Genomic DNA, 17071 nt, shown 5'->3' with positions numbered 1-17071 from the left:
GAATGGTTATTGTTGCCAGTATTTGTTTTGTTGGATGGGAGAAGCGGCACTCAGCTGCGATTTGGAAACCGGCCAGAATTGCGCACCCTTGCCCAGGTCGGCCGGGGAGAAACGGGAATATTGCTCCAGTTTTTCGAACCGCGCCAGGTCGAACCAGCGCCAGCCCTCTCCCAGCAATTCGCGCCTCCGTTCCTGCAGGATGGCGTTTGCCAGTGCGGTAAGCGGGCCTTTGTATTCGCCGATGCCCCGCTGCCCGCGCACGCTGTTGAGCACCTGTGCGGATTCCCCGGTTTTGCCGAGGTACAGGAGCGCCTCCGCCCGGAGGAGCAGCAGTTCTTCATACCGGAACACTACGATGGCGGATTGGTAGCTGCGCAGCGGATTGGCGCCCGTTACGCTCAGCAACCGGATTTTGGAGAAAAGCGGAACGGGATTGCCGAAGCCGGTGAAATAATTCCCCGCGCCGGCGCCTCCATCGGTCAGTTTAAAGCGCTCGTCGTTCGGTTCGTCGAAAATCCGAAGGATGGAATCGTTGCTGATAAAAATATCGGGCTGTGCTTTGGAGATGAACGGCTCCGCCAGCACCCATTCCTCGATATGCCCCGAGGCTGAAGATTCCTGGTAGTTCTTGTTGAACGGCATGGCGAAAATGATGTCTTCCGCCTGGCCCGTAAACACACCCGTATTTCCCGTCAGTGCAGCCGTATTCACCATGGCGTAACCGCCTTTCGAACGGTTATCGATCACCAGCCGGGCGTATTTATCCGTCGAAAGATAATCCCCGCGCCACGCGGCGATGTGCGCCAGCAACATGTAAGCCGATCCTTTCCCGGCGATCACGCCCTGCCAGAAGGCACTGGGCTGGCCCCAGTACTGCGACCGCAGTTCCGGGCTTTGCTGGTCATATTTCCAGGGTAGGGCTTCCGCCGCCGCCTGCGCGTCTGCTGCGGCCATATCGAGCACGCGGGCCTGGGGGGCACGTTCCAGCGGTACAAAATCGCCGCTCACGGCGCGCGTCACCAGGGGCACATCGCCCCAGATACGAACGAGGTAGAAGTACGCCAGCGACCGGAGGAACCGCACATGCGCCAGGTCTACCTTCATTTCCTCTTCGGTATACCGGAAATCGTTTTCATGAACGGTCCCCAGTTTTTCGAGGCAGAGATTGGCCTGGTAGATCACGGCGTAGAATCGCCGCCAATTGCTCCAGTTTTCCAGCGCGGGAAAAGAAGCGGTCAACTGGTTGGCCGTTACGGCGCTCAGGTCGCCCCGCGAAACGCTGGTGAAATCCCCGGCCCGCAGTTCCCCGAACACCAGCCAGGCGTTATTGCCGGCCAGGGCGGAACGCAGCAGCGCGTAGGCGGAAAACACGGCGGAACGTGCATCGTTTTTAGTGGTCCACATTTTTTGTTCGGGCACGAGGTGCGAAGGCTGCACATCCAGCTTCGTCCGGCAAGACGCCGCCAGCATCATGCCCGACAAGAGGAAGAAAAAGATGTATGAACGTTGCATATGCATGTAGGAGTAGCTTTTAAAGGTCTGCGTTGATGCCGATGGTGAAAGTGCGCGGCAATGGCTGCGGCACGCCGTAATGGATGCCGGTAAGCCCTGCCAGTGAAGGGTCTCCCCCTTTATAGGGCGTCAGCGTGAACAGGTTCATCGCAGTGGCGTATACCTGCAGCTTGCGCAATCCCGAACGTTTCATAAAACCGTAACCCGCCAGATCATGCCTGAGCGTAAACGCCTGCAGCTTCAGCCAGGAGGCTTTTTCGAGGAAAAGGTCCTGCTCCGCCTGGTAAGGGTTCACGAGGCTCCAGGGGTTGTACCGGGGATATTTTTCCAGATTGGAAGCCGATTGCCAGAAGGTCAGCTCCTTCACCCCGTCGAGGCTGTTAGCGCCTTCGCGGTTGGCGAAGTCCAGCCGGTTGGCGGCATCGCCGTTGAGCAAATGATTACCGGCGGCGAAGGTGAACAGCACATCGGCCGACCAGCGGCCGTACTCCACCGTGTTGTTCCATCCTCCGCGCAACGGCGCAATGATGCGGCCTTTCATGACACGGTCGGCGTTGGTGATGGTGCCATCTCCGTTCACGTCTTCCCAGCGCGGATCGCCGCCGCGGAGCGGGATACCGTTGTAGGTAAGCAGCTTGCCGCCGGATGCGCCGGGCACATCGGCGTCTGTCGCATAAATGCCCTGGTTTTGCAACAGCCAGAACTGGTCCATCGGCTGGCCGGCCTCCAGGTGGCGGACGCCATATTCCATGGATGGCACATTGCCGGGCAGGCGCAGCACTTTGTTCCGGTTATACTGCATGTTCAGACGGGTCGTCCAACGGAGCCCGCGGCCGCTGAGGACCTTCCCTTCCAGCCCCAATTCCGCACCTTTATTATTCACTTCCATCCCGTTCACGTTCTGACCGCTGAAACCATAGGCCGCATCTACCGGCACCTGGGCCATCAGTTCACGGCCGGTACGGGTATAGAGGTTGAGGGAAGCGGTCCATTGACGGAAGAGGCCCAAATGCACGCCGAGGTCCAGGTGATCGTTATAAGGCCAACGGATCCCGCCGGCAGTATAACCGTTCCTGAACGGCATGTTCAGCGAAGGCATGGAATTATAAGTGGAAATATTGAGCGCACCCGCCCATCCTGCGTCTACCGTAAAGTAAGGGCCATAGCCGTAGTAGTCGGAAGAAGGCATGACCGCCGTGCGGCCCGCGTTCAGTTGTAATTGAACGGCTCCCAGCGTACGGTCTTGCGAAGAGGCCTTTTTCACATCCCAGCTGAACGACGCCACCGGCGAAATCGCCCACCAGTAACCATTCCCGAAGAGCGAAGAGCCATCGCTGCGCAGCGAAAGCAATGCATGAAATTTATCACCGTAATCGTACGCGACATTACCGTAGAACGACAGTGTCCGCTGTTTCAGGAAATCCTTGAAAGTGTACACCAGCGATTTGTCGTGCGTGATCGCCTGATTGCCGCCGGTATTCACCTGGATGATCTTGATGAAATCCGACGGTCCGCGCCAGCCGCGGATGTAATCATACTTCAGCTGGTCCTCTTCATACGTCTGCCCCAATTGCGCTTTGAACGAATGCAACCGGCCGGCCGCACGCCCGTAAGTCAGGAAATTGTTCAGCCGGATGCGGCGGTTCACACCCGTAAAATAGGAGTTGTAGCTATTGTAATCGTTCAGGGCGCCGGGCACGAACATATCGCGGTCATTGTCGTTATAGTCGATGCTGAATTGCGACCGCACATCCAATCCCCTCGCCAGTTTCACGCCCACATCCACCATCGCCTGCACGGAATTCGCGAAGTTGTTTTCCTTCCCCGTTTCCAGCAATTCATAGTAGCGGCCGAGATAGGCCTTGTTGGGCGGCAGCGGCGCCTGCTGGTTGGTGATGTATTCCATTTCACCCAGCCTTTCCACGAGCGAACGGTTGCGGTCGCGGCGGGCGGTGAACATCTGGACGTAGGTATTGATGGTCAGCCCTTCTACAGGGATGATGTTCATGTCGTAAAACACGTTGTATTTCCGCAGCGCCGTATTGTCTGCCACGCCGTTTTCGGTGTGTTCCCCGACGCCGAAGCGGAAATTGGCCCGCCGCGTTCCGCCCGTGATATTGAGGCTGGCGCCGTGTTGCAGGGCGTTTTTGTAATACAGGTCATCCCAATCCGCCGGTCCGAAATACACCTGTTGCGTAGAATCCGCCAGGTAGGCCGGAAAGTTGGCCCATTGGGCGGGCTGGGCGTATTGCCGGTAAAACGGCAGCAGAAAATCGCGCTGGTAATATCCGTTTACGGTTTTCACCCGGGGCTTCACTGCTACGCCGCCGTATACATTGAGGCCAAGATGGTAACGGCCCAGTTCGGGATCGCGGGTGGTGATCACGATGGCGCCGGCCGCCGCACGGGTACCATACATGGCTACCGCTTCGGGGCCCCGCAACACATACATTTCCTCGACGTTTTCCAGGTCTATCATTTCCGTGACATCGATGCCGCTGCCGATGTCGGTAAAAGGATGTTCTTTTAACGTCAATGCATAAGGGTGATCGTTCCGCACCAGCGGCATCCCGTTCACGACGTATAGCGGACGATTGGCGAACTGGTCTGCCACATGCCCCGCCGGCATGGAAAGCCCCCTGATCAGCGGCAGCGGTGCGATGCCGGGCTCGCCGGAAGCGCGCAGTACCGATACGCCGGGCACCCGCCCGTCCAGCAACTGCCCGGAATACGTATAAAGCAGCTCCCTGGCGGAGGGGAGATGCAGACTGTCTGCAGATGCGGGGAAGAATACCGGCTTCTTCCAGTTCGAACGGCCGGCGGCGGTATCTGCCGGCGCGGATTGCGCAACCACGTTCCCCGCGCTGCAGCAGGCTGTCAGCAAAAGGAACAAATTGCGTAACCGGTGAAAGTGTAACAATGATATCATCAGTATGGAATAATATGTTTGTTCGGAATGCGGCGGGATAAGACATAGCTTCCCCACCCGGTTTCGCCGGCCCGTTCGTAACAGGCATGGCAAAAGCGATGTACGCACCAACGTGCGTATTCAGTTATCTAACGACGATCAAAAAAAGGATTGGCTTACTTACATACTAATTTTGGTTCAGCTTAACAGAAATTCTAGTGGTCTACCATTAAAGACACAGCAATTTCCATATCCCCCCAAAAGACTGAAAAAAAAATTCCGTCGGGTTACCTGATCAGCCACATCTGGCCATTGAGTTGGTCGATCCCGCCATACTGGCGGTTGAGGGCGGCCTGCAGATTTTGGCCGTTGTCGATATATTCGAATGGCGGGTAAAACCAGCGGAGGGGGATTTTCCCACCGTTCTGGTTGGAAGGGCCGATGCCGAAAACGGGCACGCCCGTCCTTCGCTGGTTATAAAAAGGCTCCCATCCACCCATCTGGAAAAAGTCGATATACTTCTGGGTAAGGATTTGTTCCAGCCCCTGTTGTTCATTGTCTGCATACCTGACCGTTTCCTGCGCCAGGTAACCGTTCACTGCTTCGCCCGACAGGCCGTACGATTCCATGGACGCGCGGATCCCTGATTCGTAATACGGAGCGGCGTTTCCGCTGATCCAGCCGCGGCAGGCCGCTTCGGCGATGGTAAATTGCAATTCCGGGTAACCGAACAGGATGGTGGGCCTTCCGGTTTTCGAGGCAAACCAGCATGCAGGGTCCGGATGGGAATAGTATCCCGCGGCGGCGGAATCGCTCATGGGCTTTTGCAGCGTTCCCGTTGCTGCGCCGCGATACGAACGGAAATCGCCGGCAGATTCCGGAAGTGAATCCGCCAATGCCGAAGGCAACGCGACCACCATGAGCCGCGGGTCTTTCAGCTTCACCATTAACGACACGAAAGTGGCTGCCAGCGGACTGTTGCGGGAACTGGCCCCGGGGGTTGCCGAATAGGATGGATTATAATTATCAACGCTGGCGTCGCTATAGGTAACCACGAGGTTGTCTGCGTTGCTGCGCGGTAGCGGACATTGGTCGGGATGGGAAACAATGAAGGCGAATGTTTCGGGAATCTTCAGTCCGGCGTCCCCTGTTTTTTTACTGAGCCCGATCAATACCCGCAACCGGAAAGCATTGACCATGCGTTGCCACCTGTCGAGGTCGCCTTTGTAGAACACATCGCCTGCAACGGTTTTGCCGCCTTCACGGTTCAGTGCGCCCAGCGAATCGTTGGCGCGGCGCAGGAGCTCGAGGCATTGCAGGTACACATCGCGCTGGGTATCGTACACCGGCGCAATGATCCCCTGTTCCGCCATCATGGCCTGGCTCATGGGAATATCACCTACCTGGACCGTCATCTGGATATAAAACCACGCGCGCAGGAACAGCCCGAGCGCCAGGTAAGCACGGCTGTCGGGCCCGCCGGTGCGCCGCGCTTCCTTTTCCATCTGCATCACGTTGCGGAGCTGGTAGTATCGGTGCGAGGCGGCACCAAAGTCGTAGCTCTGCGATCCATAGTAGGCATTCACCACACAGTGATACTGGCTGCTTCGTTGCGCAAATCCCCACTGGCTGGTGAACATATCTTCCTCCACGCCTGTCAGCACGCTGCCCGGCGTTGCCACGTTGGCTTTATTCGGGTTCTTCTGCAACTCCTCAGGCTTCATGCAGGCCACCAACAGCAACAGCAAAACAATTGAAGGCAGCAGTAACTTCTTCATGTTTAGAAATTAAGGTGTACGTTAAAGCCGATACTTCTCATCGATGGTTCTTCCAGGTCGCTGCCGGAGGTGTACGACCAGCGGTCGAGATCGATCTGTTTCTCTTTCGATAAATACATAATGTTCCGCCCCACCAGCGATACGCTTCCGCCATGCAGCCCCTTTATCCTCCGAAGCATCGCCGCAGGCAGCGTATAGGTGAGCGTAACCCCGCGCATCTTGAAGTAGGATTTGGACTGGTACCTCCGTTCGTCGGCCGTTTCGTAGGTTGTGGCCCAATCCTGTTCCAGTACGGGCGTTGTGTTGGGGGCAAAGGTCCGGGTGTCTGTCAGTATCTTTCCATCGGCGTCATAGGTCACTGTTCCGCCCGTCACCACATCGCCCACACCAATGCGCGTACCGCGATAGCCGGGGTCTTTATAATGCAGCCAGTCCTGGTACCGGAAATAATTATCCGAATCCGGGTGGGAACCGGACTGCCACATTTTCAGGTTCAGGTAATTGGAAAAAATGCCGCCGAAGCTGCCGTCGAAATCCAGCGTGAGCTGAAAACATTTATACTTCAGTTGTTGCTGCATCCCCACCAGCCAGTCGGGATCGGTGTTCCCGAAACTTACGAACCGTTGCCGGTTAATGACGGGCGTTCCGTTGGGATGGAACAGGATGGCGCCGGTGTGCGGGTTCCGTTCGAAGGGGTTGACGAACAGCTGATCGAACCGCTCGCCTACGTTGACGCGGATATGATGGTCCAGCGAATCGTAGACTTTTCTGAGATACCGGATGTTGCGGCTGACATTGCCCGCCATCGTCCAGGTAAAATGCTTGCGTTGCACGGGTATGGCGTCAACGATCAATTCAAAGCCCCGGCGCTCCAGCTCCAACCCGTTCATTTTCTGATACCCCCAGCCCGAAGCGGCGGAGATGGACAAATTAAATATCTGCGGCCCGTCTACCGTCCGGTACACCTGTGCCTTCAGGCCGGCGCGCTGGTGGAAGAAGCGGGCGTCCAGCCCGGTTTCCATGGTAGTATGAAACTCCGGTTTGATATCGGGGTTGTACAGCACGTTGTCGGGCGCGTATGTTACACCCTGGTTGCCGAGCCAGGCCGTCGCCCACCCGTAGGTCTGCGCCAGGGAATAAGGGCTCAGCCCTTCTCCTACCCTGGCCAGGGAGCCGGTCCATTTCAGAAAAGATATGGCGCGGGGGAGCTTCACCATATCGGAAATGATGGCGCTGAGGCTGGCCTGGGGATAGAAATAGATATTGTTACGCAGCGGCATATTGGAATTGCGGTCGAACCGGCCAGACACATCGAGGTATAACAGATTTTTGTAAGCCACGTCCGCATATCCGTAAAAACTGGCCACCTGCATGAGGCTGCGGTAATTCTCCGCATTATTGACAGGCATGGCGGAATTCTGGAGATTGTATACGCCCGGAACGGAAAGCCCGCCGGAGGTATGGGCGGAGTAGTTTTTCCGCCGGATGGTTTGGAGGTTGCCGCCGGTGGAAAGCTTTACCGACCAGTTGTTCTCGATCTTCCGCTGGAAATTCAGCATGAAAGAAGCATTCTGCTGGCTGAACCGGGAACTGGCTTCCATATAAGCGCCCACTTTATAGAAGTCCAGCCCGTAGAAATTCCCCGACACCGGGAAACGCCATTCCTGGCCGGTGTAATGGATATTGAAATCCGATTTCAATTGCAGGTTGAAAGCGGGCGAAATTTTATACGCTAACGAAACGAATCCCGTGAACACGTCTTTACTGAACGCTTTGGTATTTTCATACGCATTGAACCAGGGATTATTGTACCGCACATATTCCAGCCATTGCTGCTGAACGCCCTCCTGCCCCGGCTTCCAGTAGTTCCGCAGCCGCGGGTCGTTGATATCGAAATTGGCGCCGTTCCAGATCAGCAATTCGTACACCGCACTTTCCGGGCCGTAGTAAATGCTGGGGTAATTGGGAGTGTGCTGCCGGTTGTAATTGACCATCACGTCGGCCCGCAGCCGCTTGCCGATGTTTTGCCCGAGTGACATGTTCACGGTCGTAATCCCCAGCTTCGAATTGGGCACGATGCCGCGCTGGAAATGCCGGGTCAGCGAAATCCTGAAATCTCCCTGGTCGTTTTTAGTGGTGAGGGCGAGGTTGCTGATGGTCAACATCCCGTTGCGCAAAAAATCGCGGAGGTTGTTTTTATTCCGCGGCAGCCAGGGCAGCGGCACCAGGTTGCCATTGGCATCGAGGGGGCTGTCCCACTGCGTGATGAGCTGCCCTTCCATGCGAGGCCCCCAGATATTGTAATCGAAATCGTTGATACCGCCGCCCTTGCCGTCTTTGTAAGCATACTTGAAATAATCCCCCGGCCCGTAGCTGCCCTGCGAATGCGGAAAGGCCACCGGGCTTACCTGCCATTCTGTAGTGGAGCTGAACGACATTTCAACCGGCCTTTTGTTGGAAGCGCCCCGCCTGGTCTTGATCTGCACGGCGCCATTGGCGCCCTGCTGGCCGTACAAAGCGCCGGCAGCAGGCCCTTTCAGTACGGTAATCGATTCCACGTCGTCCATATTGATATCCCAGGAGTCGGTATCAACGGGTATCCCATCCACCACCACCAGCGGCCGCTGGCCCCGGAGATACAGGGAAGGGTTATTGAAGAGATAGCGGGAATTCTGCACGCCCAGGCCCGCCACTTTTCCGTACAGCGACGTAAAGGCATTCGGTTCCCGCGATTTGACGATATCCGTGCCGGCCACTTTGAATGATTGGGTGGCATAACCTATCGACCGGGTTTCTTTCGGTATTTCCAGGGCGGTGACCGTTATTTCTTCGAGGTCTTTGTGCTTTTCGGCCAGTTCCAGCCGGATGTGGGACAGGCCGGCGGTAGACACATTTTTGGCGTAGTACCCGATATGGCTGATCCGCAACACGGATTCCCGTTTGATCTCCAGGGTAAAAAATCCGCTGGAATCGGAGACTGTGCCGGCCGCTTCGCCTTCTGTATGAATGGAAGCCCCCGGCACGGGCTGTTCCCGCCCATTGGTGAGCACTCCGGTGATCGTGCGGCTGGCCGGCGCGCCGATGGCCGATATCACGATCAGTTTGTTGTCGAGGATATTGAATTGAAGGCTGTCGCCCAGCAAGCGCGACAGGATGCGCGGCAGTGTAGCCTTGTGGACAGTAAAGTTGAGGGGACTGGAGGGGATGTTGCGGGAATTATACAGGAATTTGTAACCGGTTTCCGTGCCGATTTCAGTCAATATCTGGTCCATCCCCACATTCCGGAAAGAAAAGGAATAACGCTCCTGCCCTTTGGCAGTGAGACTTACCACAACAACAACCAGCATGCATAGCCATACACGCGCGCTCATACGATTCCATTGGTTGATACTACTGAACTACCTGCGGATATACACATCCGCCCCATTCCGGGTATAGGTGAAAGGAGTTGCGATCTGCAGCGCCTTTAATGCTTCGTTGATATCCTGTTTGTCGAATACGCCGCTGAACAGTTCTTTTCCCAGCGCGGCGTCTTCGAGGTGAATCTTCACGTTATACCAGCGTTCCATATCCCGGGCGAGCGATCGGAACGGAACGTCCCGGAACACGAGCCGGTCGTTTATCCAGGCAATTTCGTCGCAATCGGCCGGGTTCACGGCCCCTACTTCCAAGGGGAGCTGCAATTCGCTATCGGCCACCCCTTCCCCGGCCACCGTGCCGAGCGTCACTTTCTGGCCCGGTGCGATCAGCAGGTCTTTTTCCTGGCCGCCGGCGGTATTGCGGAGCGTTAATTTCACTTTGCCGCTCAACAACACGGCTTGCGCCTGCCCGTCTTCCGGGTAAGCTTTTACGTTGAAGCGGGTCCCGAGTACAAGGACGTCCATGTTCCCCGTGCGGACCACAAAAGGCCGTTTTTCATCGGGCGCCACCTCGAAGCAGGCTTCCCCTTCCAGGTACACTTCCCTGTTGCTGTGGCCGAACGCCTCCCCGTACGACAGTTTGCTGCCGCCGTTCACCCATACTTTGGTGCCATCGGGCAGGCCGAGGCTGGAGCGCTCCCCTTTCGCGATAACGATGTTACGCTGCGCTTCCTGTTGAACGTCCGCTTTATCCCCGAAGAGGAAAGGAATGGCCACCGCAACGGCGATAGCCGCGGCGGCGGCGTAATACCATGGCCGCCAACGGCGGACCTTGGCAACGGGCGCGGCTTCCTTCGGGGCGGCCGGCGCTGCGGGTGCGTTCATGGCGGCTTCCAGCGAAGACCAGCTTCTTTCCGCCCACTTACCGGGATCGGCCAGTTCGGGATCGCGGCCCGGCGTTACGGTTTGTACAGCGTTCAGCACTTCCATCATAAAAGCCGCGTCGGCGTGGCCCTTCAGCAACTGCTGCAGCTCCTCCCGCTCGGCCGGCGTGATCTCGCCTGCCATATGCCTTGCCAATAATATATCGATCCGCTGTTGCTCTGCTGTCATTTCAAAATTAAGTTCTGCTGTCGTTTAGACACATTTTTTTGCCTTTACCCCCAAAAAGGCGTTTAAATATTGGAAGTACGCTCCGCCGGCCGGCCTTCGCCCGTGCGCAGGTATATTTCGTCCCCGATTTTCCGGATAGCGATGGTGACCTGGTTTTCGATCGTTTTCACGGAAAGATTGAGGATTTCCGCTACTTCCCGGTACTTCAGCCCGTCTTCCCGGATCAGTTTGAAAATAACGCGGCACCGGGGCGGCAGGCCTGCCACCGCGGTTTCGATCCGGGCCCGCAATTCGGAGGAAATCATCTGCTGCTCCGGATCGATGGCGAGTTCCAGGGCGACGTCCGACACGGTATCGATGTCTACATGCTCCCATTCCCTGTTGCGGGTGAAGTAATTGGAAATGCCGTTCCGGATACCTACGTACAGGTATACCTTGAGATCGGAAATCTCGTCGAGGTGCTGCCGCCTGTGCCAGAGGCGCAGGAACACATCGTTCACCACTTCCTCCGCAATGAACTTGCTTTTGATATACAGGTAGGCGAATTTGAGGAGTTGCGGTGCGAGGGACTGGTACAATTCCCTGAACGCCGCCTGGTCGTCTTCCTCCTGTATCCGTCTTAACAAATGCACCATAATCTCGGATAAATAATTGTTCACGTCCACGGTTGCCCCCCATCCACATGCACAATATAAGCACCAGCGCGACATTTTTACTTACTTTTTCAGAAAGTTTCCGGGTGAACAAGACCCTAGTATTACGATACTCTTACCGTGTACGGATGCATCCCGTCATTTCCTGATCTGCCCCGGGAAAACCTGTAGAAAGTCCGGGTACGCGGTACGCTCCCGCGCTATCTGCGCGCGTGCCAGACAAACCTCCGGCCTGCAACGGCTTAACGGTAACCACCGCATGGGGCAAGGCCCCGCCTGCGGTATCCGTCACCTTGCCATAGCGCGTCCGATGCTGGGCGGCCGTACATATCGGCGCCAGCAACACCAGGCAAATCGGCCAAAATTCCATGATCGGTCAAAAGGTTAAGCGGTTACATCCCGGATCAGTTCGCCGGTTTCCTGTTGAACAGGAACACGCCGGCCGCAGCCAGCACGATAATGTACAACACGAACGGCGTCACCAAAGCCGCCCAGCGAACGGGGTTTTCCGGCCGGAAATATGCAGGTACATGTTTCGCCCAATCTTCCCCCGCCACCGCACTGTCGCCGAAAATCTTCGGGTAGAAATGCAGCTTTTTGTCTTCGTGGAACACCGCCGTGCTGTCCAGGAATTGTAAATGCTGCGACAAACCCGTGCCCGCAACATCGGTAAACTGCAACTGCGCATGCATGGGCGGAAAGAAAAACGCAGCTACGGAAGCGGAAGCCTGCCGGAGGCGTAGTTTTTCGAACATCGCGCTACTGCCTGCCGCGGCCTCGTCGTCGCCTGCCTGCTGCATCGCGTAATACCACATGTAATTAAACTTTTCGCTTTTCCACCGATACTCCCTGAATTGCGGATAATGGCGGAAGAAGGCGTTCATCGTGGAGTCGGCGGGTTGATCCCATTTATTATGATACCCGTCGCGCTGTTTGAGGAAGGTGCTGAATGCTTCCTTTACGGGATAGCGTGCCGTGAGGTAATTATTGATGGCGGCCGGTACCAGCAGGCAGATCGACACCCAGGCCCCCAGCAACACCAGCGCATTCACACTACTGCTTTTACGCAGTGCGATTACCACGAAGCAAACCGCGAACCAGAAAAGGATATACAATACCGAGATGGCGGTAAATGCGAGCAGGCGCTCGTTTACCGGGATCCCCGCAATGAAGGCGGCCAGTATCAATAATACGAACAGCAACGCCAGTACCACCACGAGGCGGATGCTCAACTTCTGCAAAATGAACGTGAGCGGCCAGGGCGATTGCACCTTTACCATCGGCCAGGTGCCTTGCTCCTTTTCCTGCGACAGCGCGTTGAAGCAAAAAGCGATGATCAGCAGCGGAAAGAGGAACAGGATCAGGAAGCTGAGGTCGAGATTGCCCGCGAGCTGGTTGTAAGGGTTATACAACCCGGTATCGTAGCGCTGTCCTTCCAGCCCGCGGATGGTGAGGTACTGGATCGACGCGTTGAAGTCGCGCTGGCCGATGGCGAGCGCCGCCACCGGATCGGGCTTATCGATGAACGCGAAACGCAGGTAATACGTCAGCAGGCCAAACTGGTCGTTGACGTAAGTCACGTTCCTTTCGATCTGTTCTTTTTGCAACCGGGTTACCGCATCTGCGGAAGCCTGCTGTTTTTCCTGGAACGAGCGGCCGATCAGGATGCTGACAATGCCGGTGGCCAGGAACAATACCAGGGCGATATAGACGGCCCTGCTGCGGATGAAATGCTTGAATGCCAAACGGTACATAAGTTACAGCGCTTTCGCTTTTCTGGAGGTGAAGAATATCAGGACGAACGAAAGTCCGAACCAGGTCAGGACAGCCACGATGGCGGGCAGCTCCTGGCCGAGCACGGTGGGGACGGGTTGAAATTCATGCTGAAAATCACCGAACTCCGCCCAATGTTCCCGGCCGATCTGGTGGGGCTTTTCGTTTTTGGCAGGTTGCGCATTGGGGATGTATTCGATCTGAAGCTCGTTCATCGTTTGCGCCAATTGATAGCGGTACGCTTCCGCATCGTCCTGGAACTTGCGGTATGCGCCGAAATCGGTACCGCTGAGCGCCATGCTCAGGTTCCTGATGCCGATAACGGGATCGGCGAACGCCGCCCAGGCGCTGACGGCGTTCTGCCGGCCATAGATATCGTATAATCCCTGCAGGTGCGCGTTATACACTTCGGCGCTCATCCGCTCCCCTTCCCGCATCACGAAGCCGCCGTAGTTGAACGGCAGTTGCTGTACCGAGTCTACACCATTGGCCTTCAATACCGAATCTTTCATATGCTTGAAATGGGGATCGTTGGGATTATGGCTGTCGCCGATCGCCAGCACATCTTTTTCCACCGCCGTGTCGAAAGCGATCTTCCCCGGGGCGGGGAACAGGGCGCTGCCGGCCGACTGCAGGGTCTTGGGCAGCACGATGGTCATGAACAGCCACAGCCCCAGCAACTTCAGCAAAGCGGTACGCCCCGAATCGCTGCGGGCGGAAACGCATATCGCCACAACGCCGGCAAGCCACAAATAAGCCAGGCATATCGCCAACAGCAGGCTGCCGCGCAACAACCCTCCGGCCATGGGCGCATCCTGCATGCCCAGGAGCACCGCCACGGCAATCACCACCGGCAACAAAAAGCCGATGGCCAGCACAAACATCCCGAGACAGTTGCCCCAAATCACCGGCGTAAAGCCCGCTCCCTGTATGAGCAGAATTTTAAGGGTACCGTTCTCCTTTTGCCGCGCCACCGCATCGAAACCGAGAAAGAATAAGATCAGCGGCAACAATACGATCACCAGCATGGCCAGGCTGATTTCGCCGAAACGCAACAACCCGGTGCTGAAGCCGGCTTCGCTGAAATTGACGGTATTCTGTTTATGCGCTTCAAGGAACACGGCGTTGCCGGTAAACGACTCCATGCCGTAATCGAACATGCTCAGCGGATGCTTCTGCCGGAAAGCGAACGTCCCGAAGTGCGCCATGCGGTGCGGATGCTTGTCGGGATTGGCTTCCCAACTCTGGCGCGCGGCCTGCTGCATCTGCGTCCGAATTCCCTGCTGACCGGCATAGGTCTTCCAGCCCGTTGCCGCCGCAAAAGCAACCAGCAGCAGCCAGATAGCGTAAATGGCGGCCAGCGCCCTGTTCCGGAAAACGACTTTCAAAAAAAGACCGGCTATAATGCGGATTTGTTTCATGTAATCCCTGGTTTTCGCTACCGGCCGTTCCAGACCGGCAACTGTTAGAATGAATATGTGCCTGTTAGCATCGCGCTGCGCGGAGCGCCGGGGAACAGGCGCTGGTAGCTTTGCGCGCCGATCCAGTAGGTCGTGTTCAACACATTGTTCACGTTTATCGAGATCTGCATGTTGCCGCTGCCCGGCGCGTAATACAGCGCGAGGTCGACCAGCGTGTAGGCAGGTGTGCGGAACGCACGGGTGAACCATGGCAGCCGGTCGCCGTTATGCTGCACCCCGGCACCGATACCCACGTCTTTCAGCAGGCCTTTCGACTTAAAATTGTACCGCGTCCAAAGATTGGCGCTGTTGAATGGCGTATTCTGCTTGCGCGCGCCTTTGAGCGCGGGATCATTGTCTTCCACGATCCTCGCGTCGGTATAACTATATGAAGCGTATACCTGCCAGTTGGGCAAAAGATGGCCGGTAACGTCGATCTCGAAGCCGCGGCTCCGTTCCGCGCCCCGGGTGATCATGGAATCCGGCCAGGCCGGCAGGTTGGCGTTCATCAACAGGTTTTGCTGCCTGATCTCGTACACCGCTGCATTGACGTGCAGTTTCCCATTCCAGAGCTCCGCCTTGGCACCGAATTCCTTCAGATCGCTGATCAGCGGTTTGAACCGGGAGGCCGACTGGTCCGTCCAGAAATAACCGCCGGTATTCGGCATGAGCGTCACGGTGTTGCTCTGCGGCTGATATCCCTCGAGGTAGGTGCCGTACACGTTCACCTGTTTCGTGAGCGCGTAAGTGAGGCCCACACGGGGCAGGAGTTTGCTGTTAGTGAACGATAGCTCCCGGGGCGCCTTGTAATTAGTTACGTCTTCGAACCACTCCTGCCGCAGGCCCAGCAACAGGATGAACCCGTTCCAGCGCAACTGTTCCTGCACATACACCGCATTGGTGGTAGTGATCGCGGCGGGAATGGATATCCGGGAATTGATGTTGTAATCGCTGGCGTTGCGGATCGTATAGGCGGGATCGTTCAGATCGAAATGGGGGACATTGGGGCGGGGCAAGGTTTTACCGTTGTATGTCACCGTCTGGTAATCTGCTGCGTTCGCAGGAACAAAGGATCCCGCCACCGCACCGCTTTTCAGCAGGAAGCCCCGCGCAGCGTTCTGTCCGCCGCCTTTCATTTTGCGCCAGCTGCTCAGGTCGTACCCGGCCAGCAACTCATGTTTCGCCCCGCCGGTGTTAAAACGGAAATTGAAGTACGCGTTTACGTTATCGGTATTCCAGGTCTGTTGCCGCTGCACCAACTGCATGCCCACCAGCGATGTCACCGGCCGGTTATCGATATCCACGGCAAACGCGTTATTGGTACGGTGTTCCTGGAGGTCTTCCGACCAGGTCTGCTTCATATACGCAGCGTTAAAACTGATGGCCTCGCTGAATTTATGGGAAAGGCTGGTGGTGATGATGAACTCCTTCGACCGGAAAAAATCGTTGGGTGCGCCCAGGTTCAGGCTGACGGGGGTGCTATGCAGGTCCGTCTTGCCCGCTACCGCTCCGAAAATGGGCTGACCACGGTCCAGGTTGCCGTCCATATCGCTGTAGATGACTTCCACGTTGACGGCCGTTTTATCGTTCGGGATGTAGGAAACCGAAGGGGAGATGAGCAGGGCGTTGTTGCGGACAAGGTCGCGGTAGCTTTGTGCGCGCTGAACGGCGCCGTTGAGGCGGTACAACAGCGTCTTATCTTTGTTAAGCGGCCCCGTAAAGTCCAGCGAACCCCGGATCGTACTGAAACTGCCGGCGCTGAAGGAGATTTCGCGCCGGTGGAAAGGCAGCGGCTTTTTGGTCACCATATTGATGCTGCCGCCCGGGTCCACACTGGCGAAGGTGGCACTGGCAGGGCCTTTTATCACCTCCACCCTTTCGATGTTGGCGGTAAGGGGCTGCAGAAAATAATACTGGCGGGTACGCATGCCGTTGAGTATCTGTCCTTCCTCGTTCTGACTGATCCCGCGGATGGTATACTGGTTGTAAAAACTGGCAGGGACTACGCCCGGAATCACCTTCACGGCATCGGCGAGCTGGAACGACTGCCGGTCTTTGATCAGTTCCTTTGTAACCGTACCGATGGATTGCGGCAGTTCCTTATTCAGAATAGCAGTGCGGGTAGCGCTGAAGCTGTAATCGCTGTTGTACATTTTGGCAGACCGGCCCAACACTTCCACCGCCTGCAACTGCGCGGAGCGTGAAATGAGACTGGCATTGAATTCCCTATCGCCGGAGACGGGCAACGATTCATGAACGGTTTGGTGGCCAACTGCGGAAACGGTGATATCGGCGTGGCCAGGCGCCAGGTTAGCGAAGGTGTACCGGCCGGCGCTATCCGTGATGGCCGATTGTAACCGCGGTTTTTGCCGGACAACGACCGATGCGCCCGGCACGGGCTGGTTGTTTTCGTCACTGATCCGGCCCTTCAAAGTATGTTGGCCATACCCATAGGTAGCAGGCAATAAGGCGATAATCAGGAAAAAGATTGATTTCATGGTAATATTTTGATAAC

At 56.6% G+C, this 17071-nt stretch carries 9 protein-coding genes; all 9 read right to left on the bottom strand.

The window, feature by feature from the left end; genetic code table 11:
- Positions 1-6: 6 nt before the first annotated feature.
- Complete coding sequence (locus tag EJ361_RS21825) at positions 7-1512, bottom strand: RagB/SusD family nutrient uptake outer membrane protein (protein ID WP_164714362.1); 1506 nt, start codon at positions 1510-1512, stop codon at positions 7-9.
- A gap of 19 nt (positions 1513-1531) precedes the next feature.
- A complete protein-coding gene (locus EJ361_RS21820; protein WP_164714361.1) occupies positions 1532-4396 on the bottom strand; it encodes a SusC/RagA family TonB-linked outer membrane protein in 2865 nt (954 codons plus the stop codon).
- 311 nt (positions 4397-4707) lie between these two features.
- Positions 4708-6198, bottom strand: a complete 1491-nt coding sequence (locus EJ361_RS21815; protein WP_126248315.1) for a SusD/RagB family nutrient-binding outer membrane lipoprotein — start codon at positions 6196-6198, stop codon at positions 4708-4710.
- A gap of 2 nt (positions 6199-6200) precedes the next feature.
- Entirely contained in the window at positions 6201-9569 is a 3369-nt protein-coding gene (locus tag EJ361_RS21810) for a SusC/RagA family TonB-linked outer membrane protein (protein WP_126248313.1), read from the bottom strand.
- Between the two features lie 27 nt (positions 9570-9596).
- Positions 9597-10670, bottom strand: coding sequence for a FecR family protein (locus tag EJ361_RS21805; protein ID WP_126248311.1), 1074 nt, complete (start codon positions 10668-10670; stop codon positions 9597-9599).
- A 62-nt stretch (positions 10671-10732) separates the two neighbouring features.
- Entirely contained in the window at positions 10733-11305 is a 573-nt protein-coding gene (locus tag EJ361_RS21800; protein WP_164714360.1) for an RNA polymerase sigma-70 factor, read from the bottom strand.
- 422 nt (positions 11306-11727) lie between these two features.
- Positions 11728-13077 (bottom strand): DUF3526 domain-containing protein, encoded by a 1350-nt coding sequence (locus EJ361_RS21790; RefSeq protein ID WP_126248306.1) that lies wholly within the window; start codon positions 13075-13077, stop codon positions 11728-11730.
- 3 nt (positions 13078-13080) lie between these two features.
- Complete coding sequence (locus tag EJ361_RS21785; protein ID WP_126248304.1) at positions 13081-14517, bottom strand: ABC transporter permease; 1437 nt, start codon at positions 14515-14517, stop codon at positions 13081-13083.
- A 44-nt stretch (positions 14518-14561) separates the two neighbouring features.
- Positions 14562-17054, bottom strand: coding sequence for a TonB-dependent receptor (locus EJ361_RS21780; protein ID WP_126248302.1), 2493 nt, complete (start codon positions 17052-17054; stop codon positions 14562-14564).
- Between the last annotated feature and the right edge of the window lie 17 nt (positions 17055-17071).

Origin of the sequence: Chitinophaga rhizosphaerae (assembly GCF_003958645.1) — a bacterium.
Taxonomy (GTDB): Bacteria; Bacteroidota; Bacteroidia; order Chitinophagales; family Chitinophagaceae; genus Chitinophaga; species Chitinophaga rhizosphaerae.
This window is presented reverse-complemented; position numbering and strand designations above follow the sequence as displayed.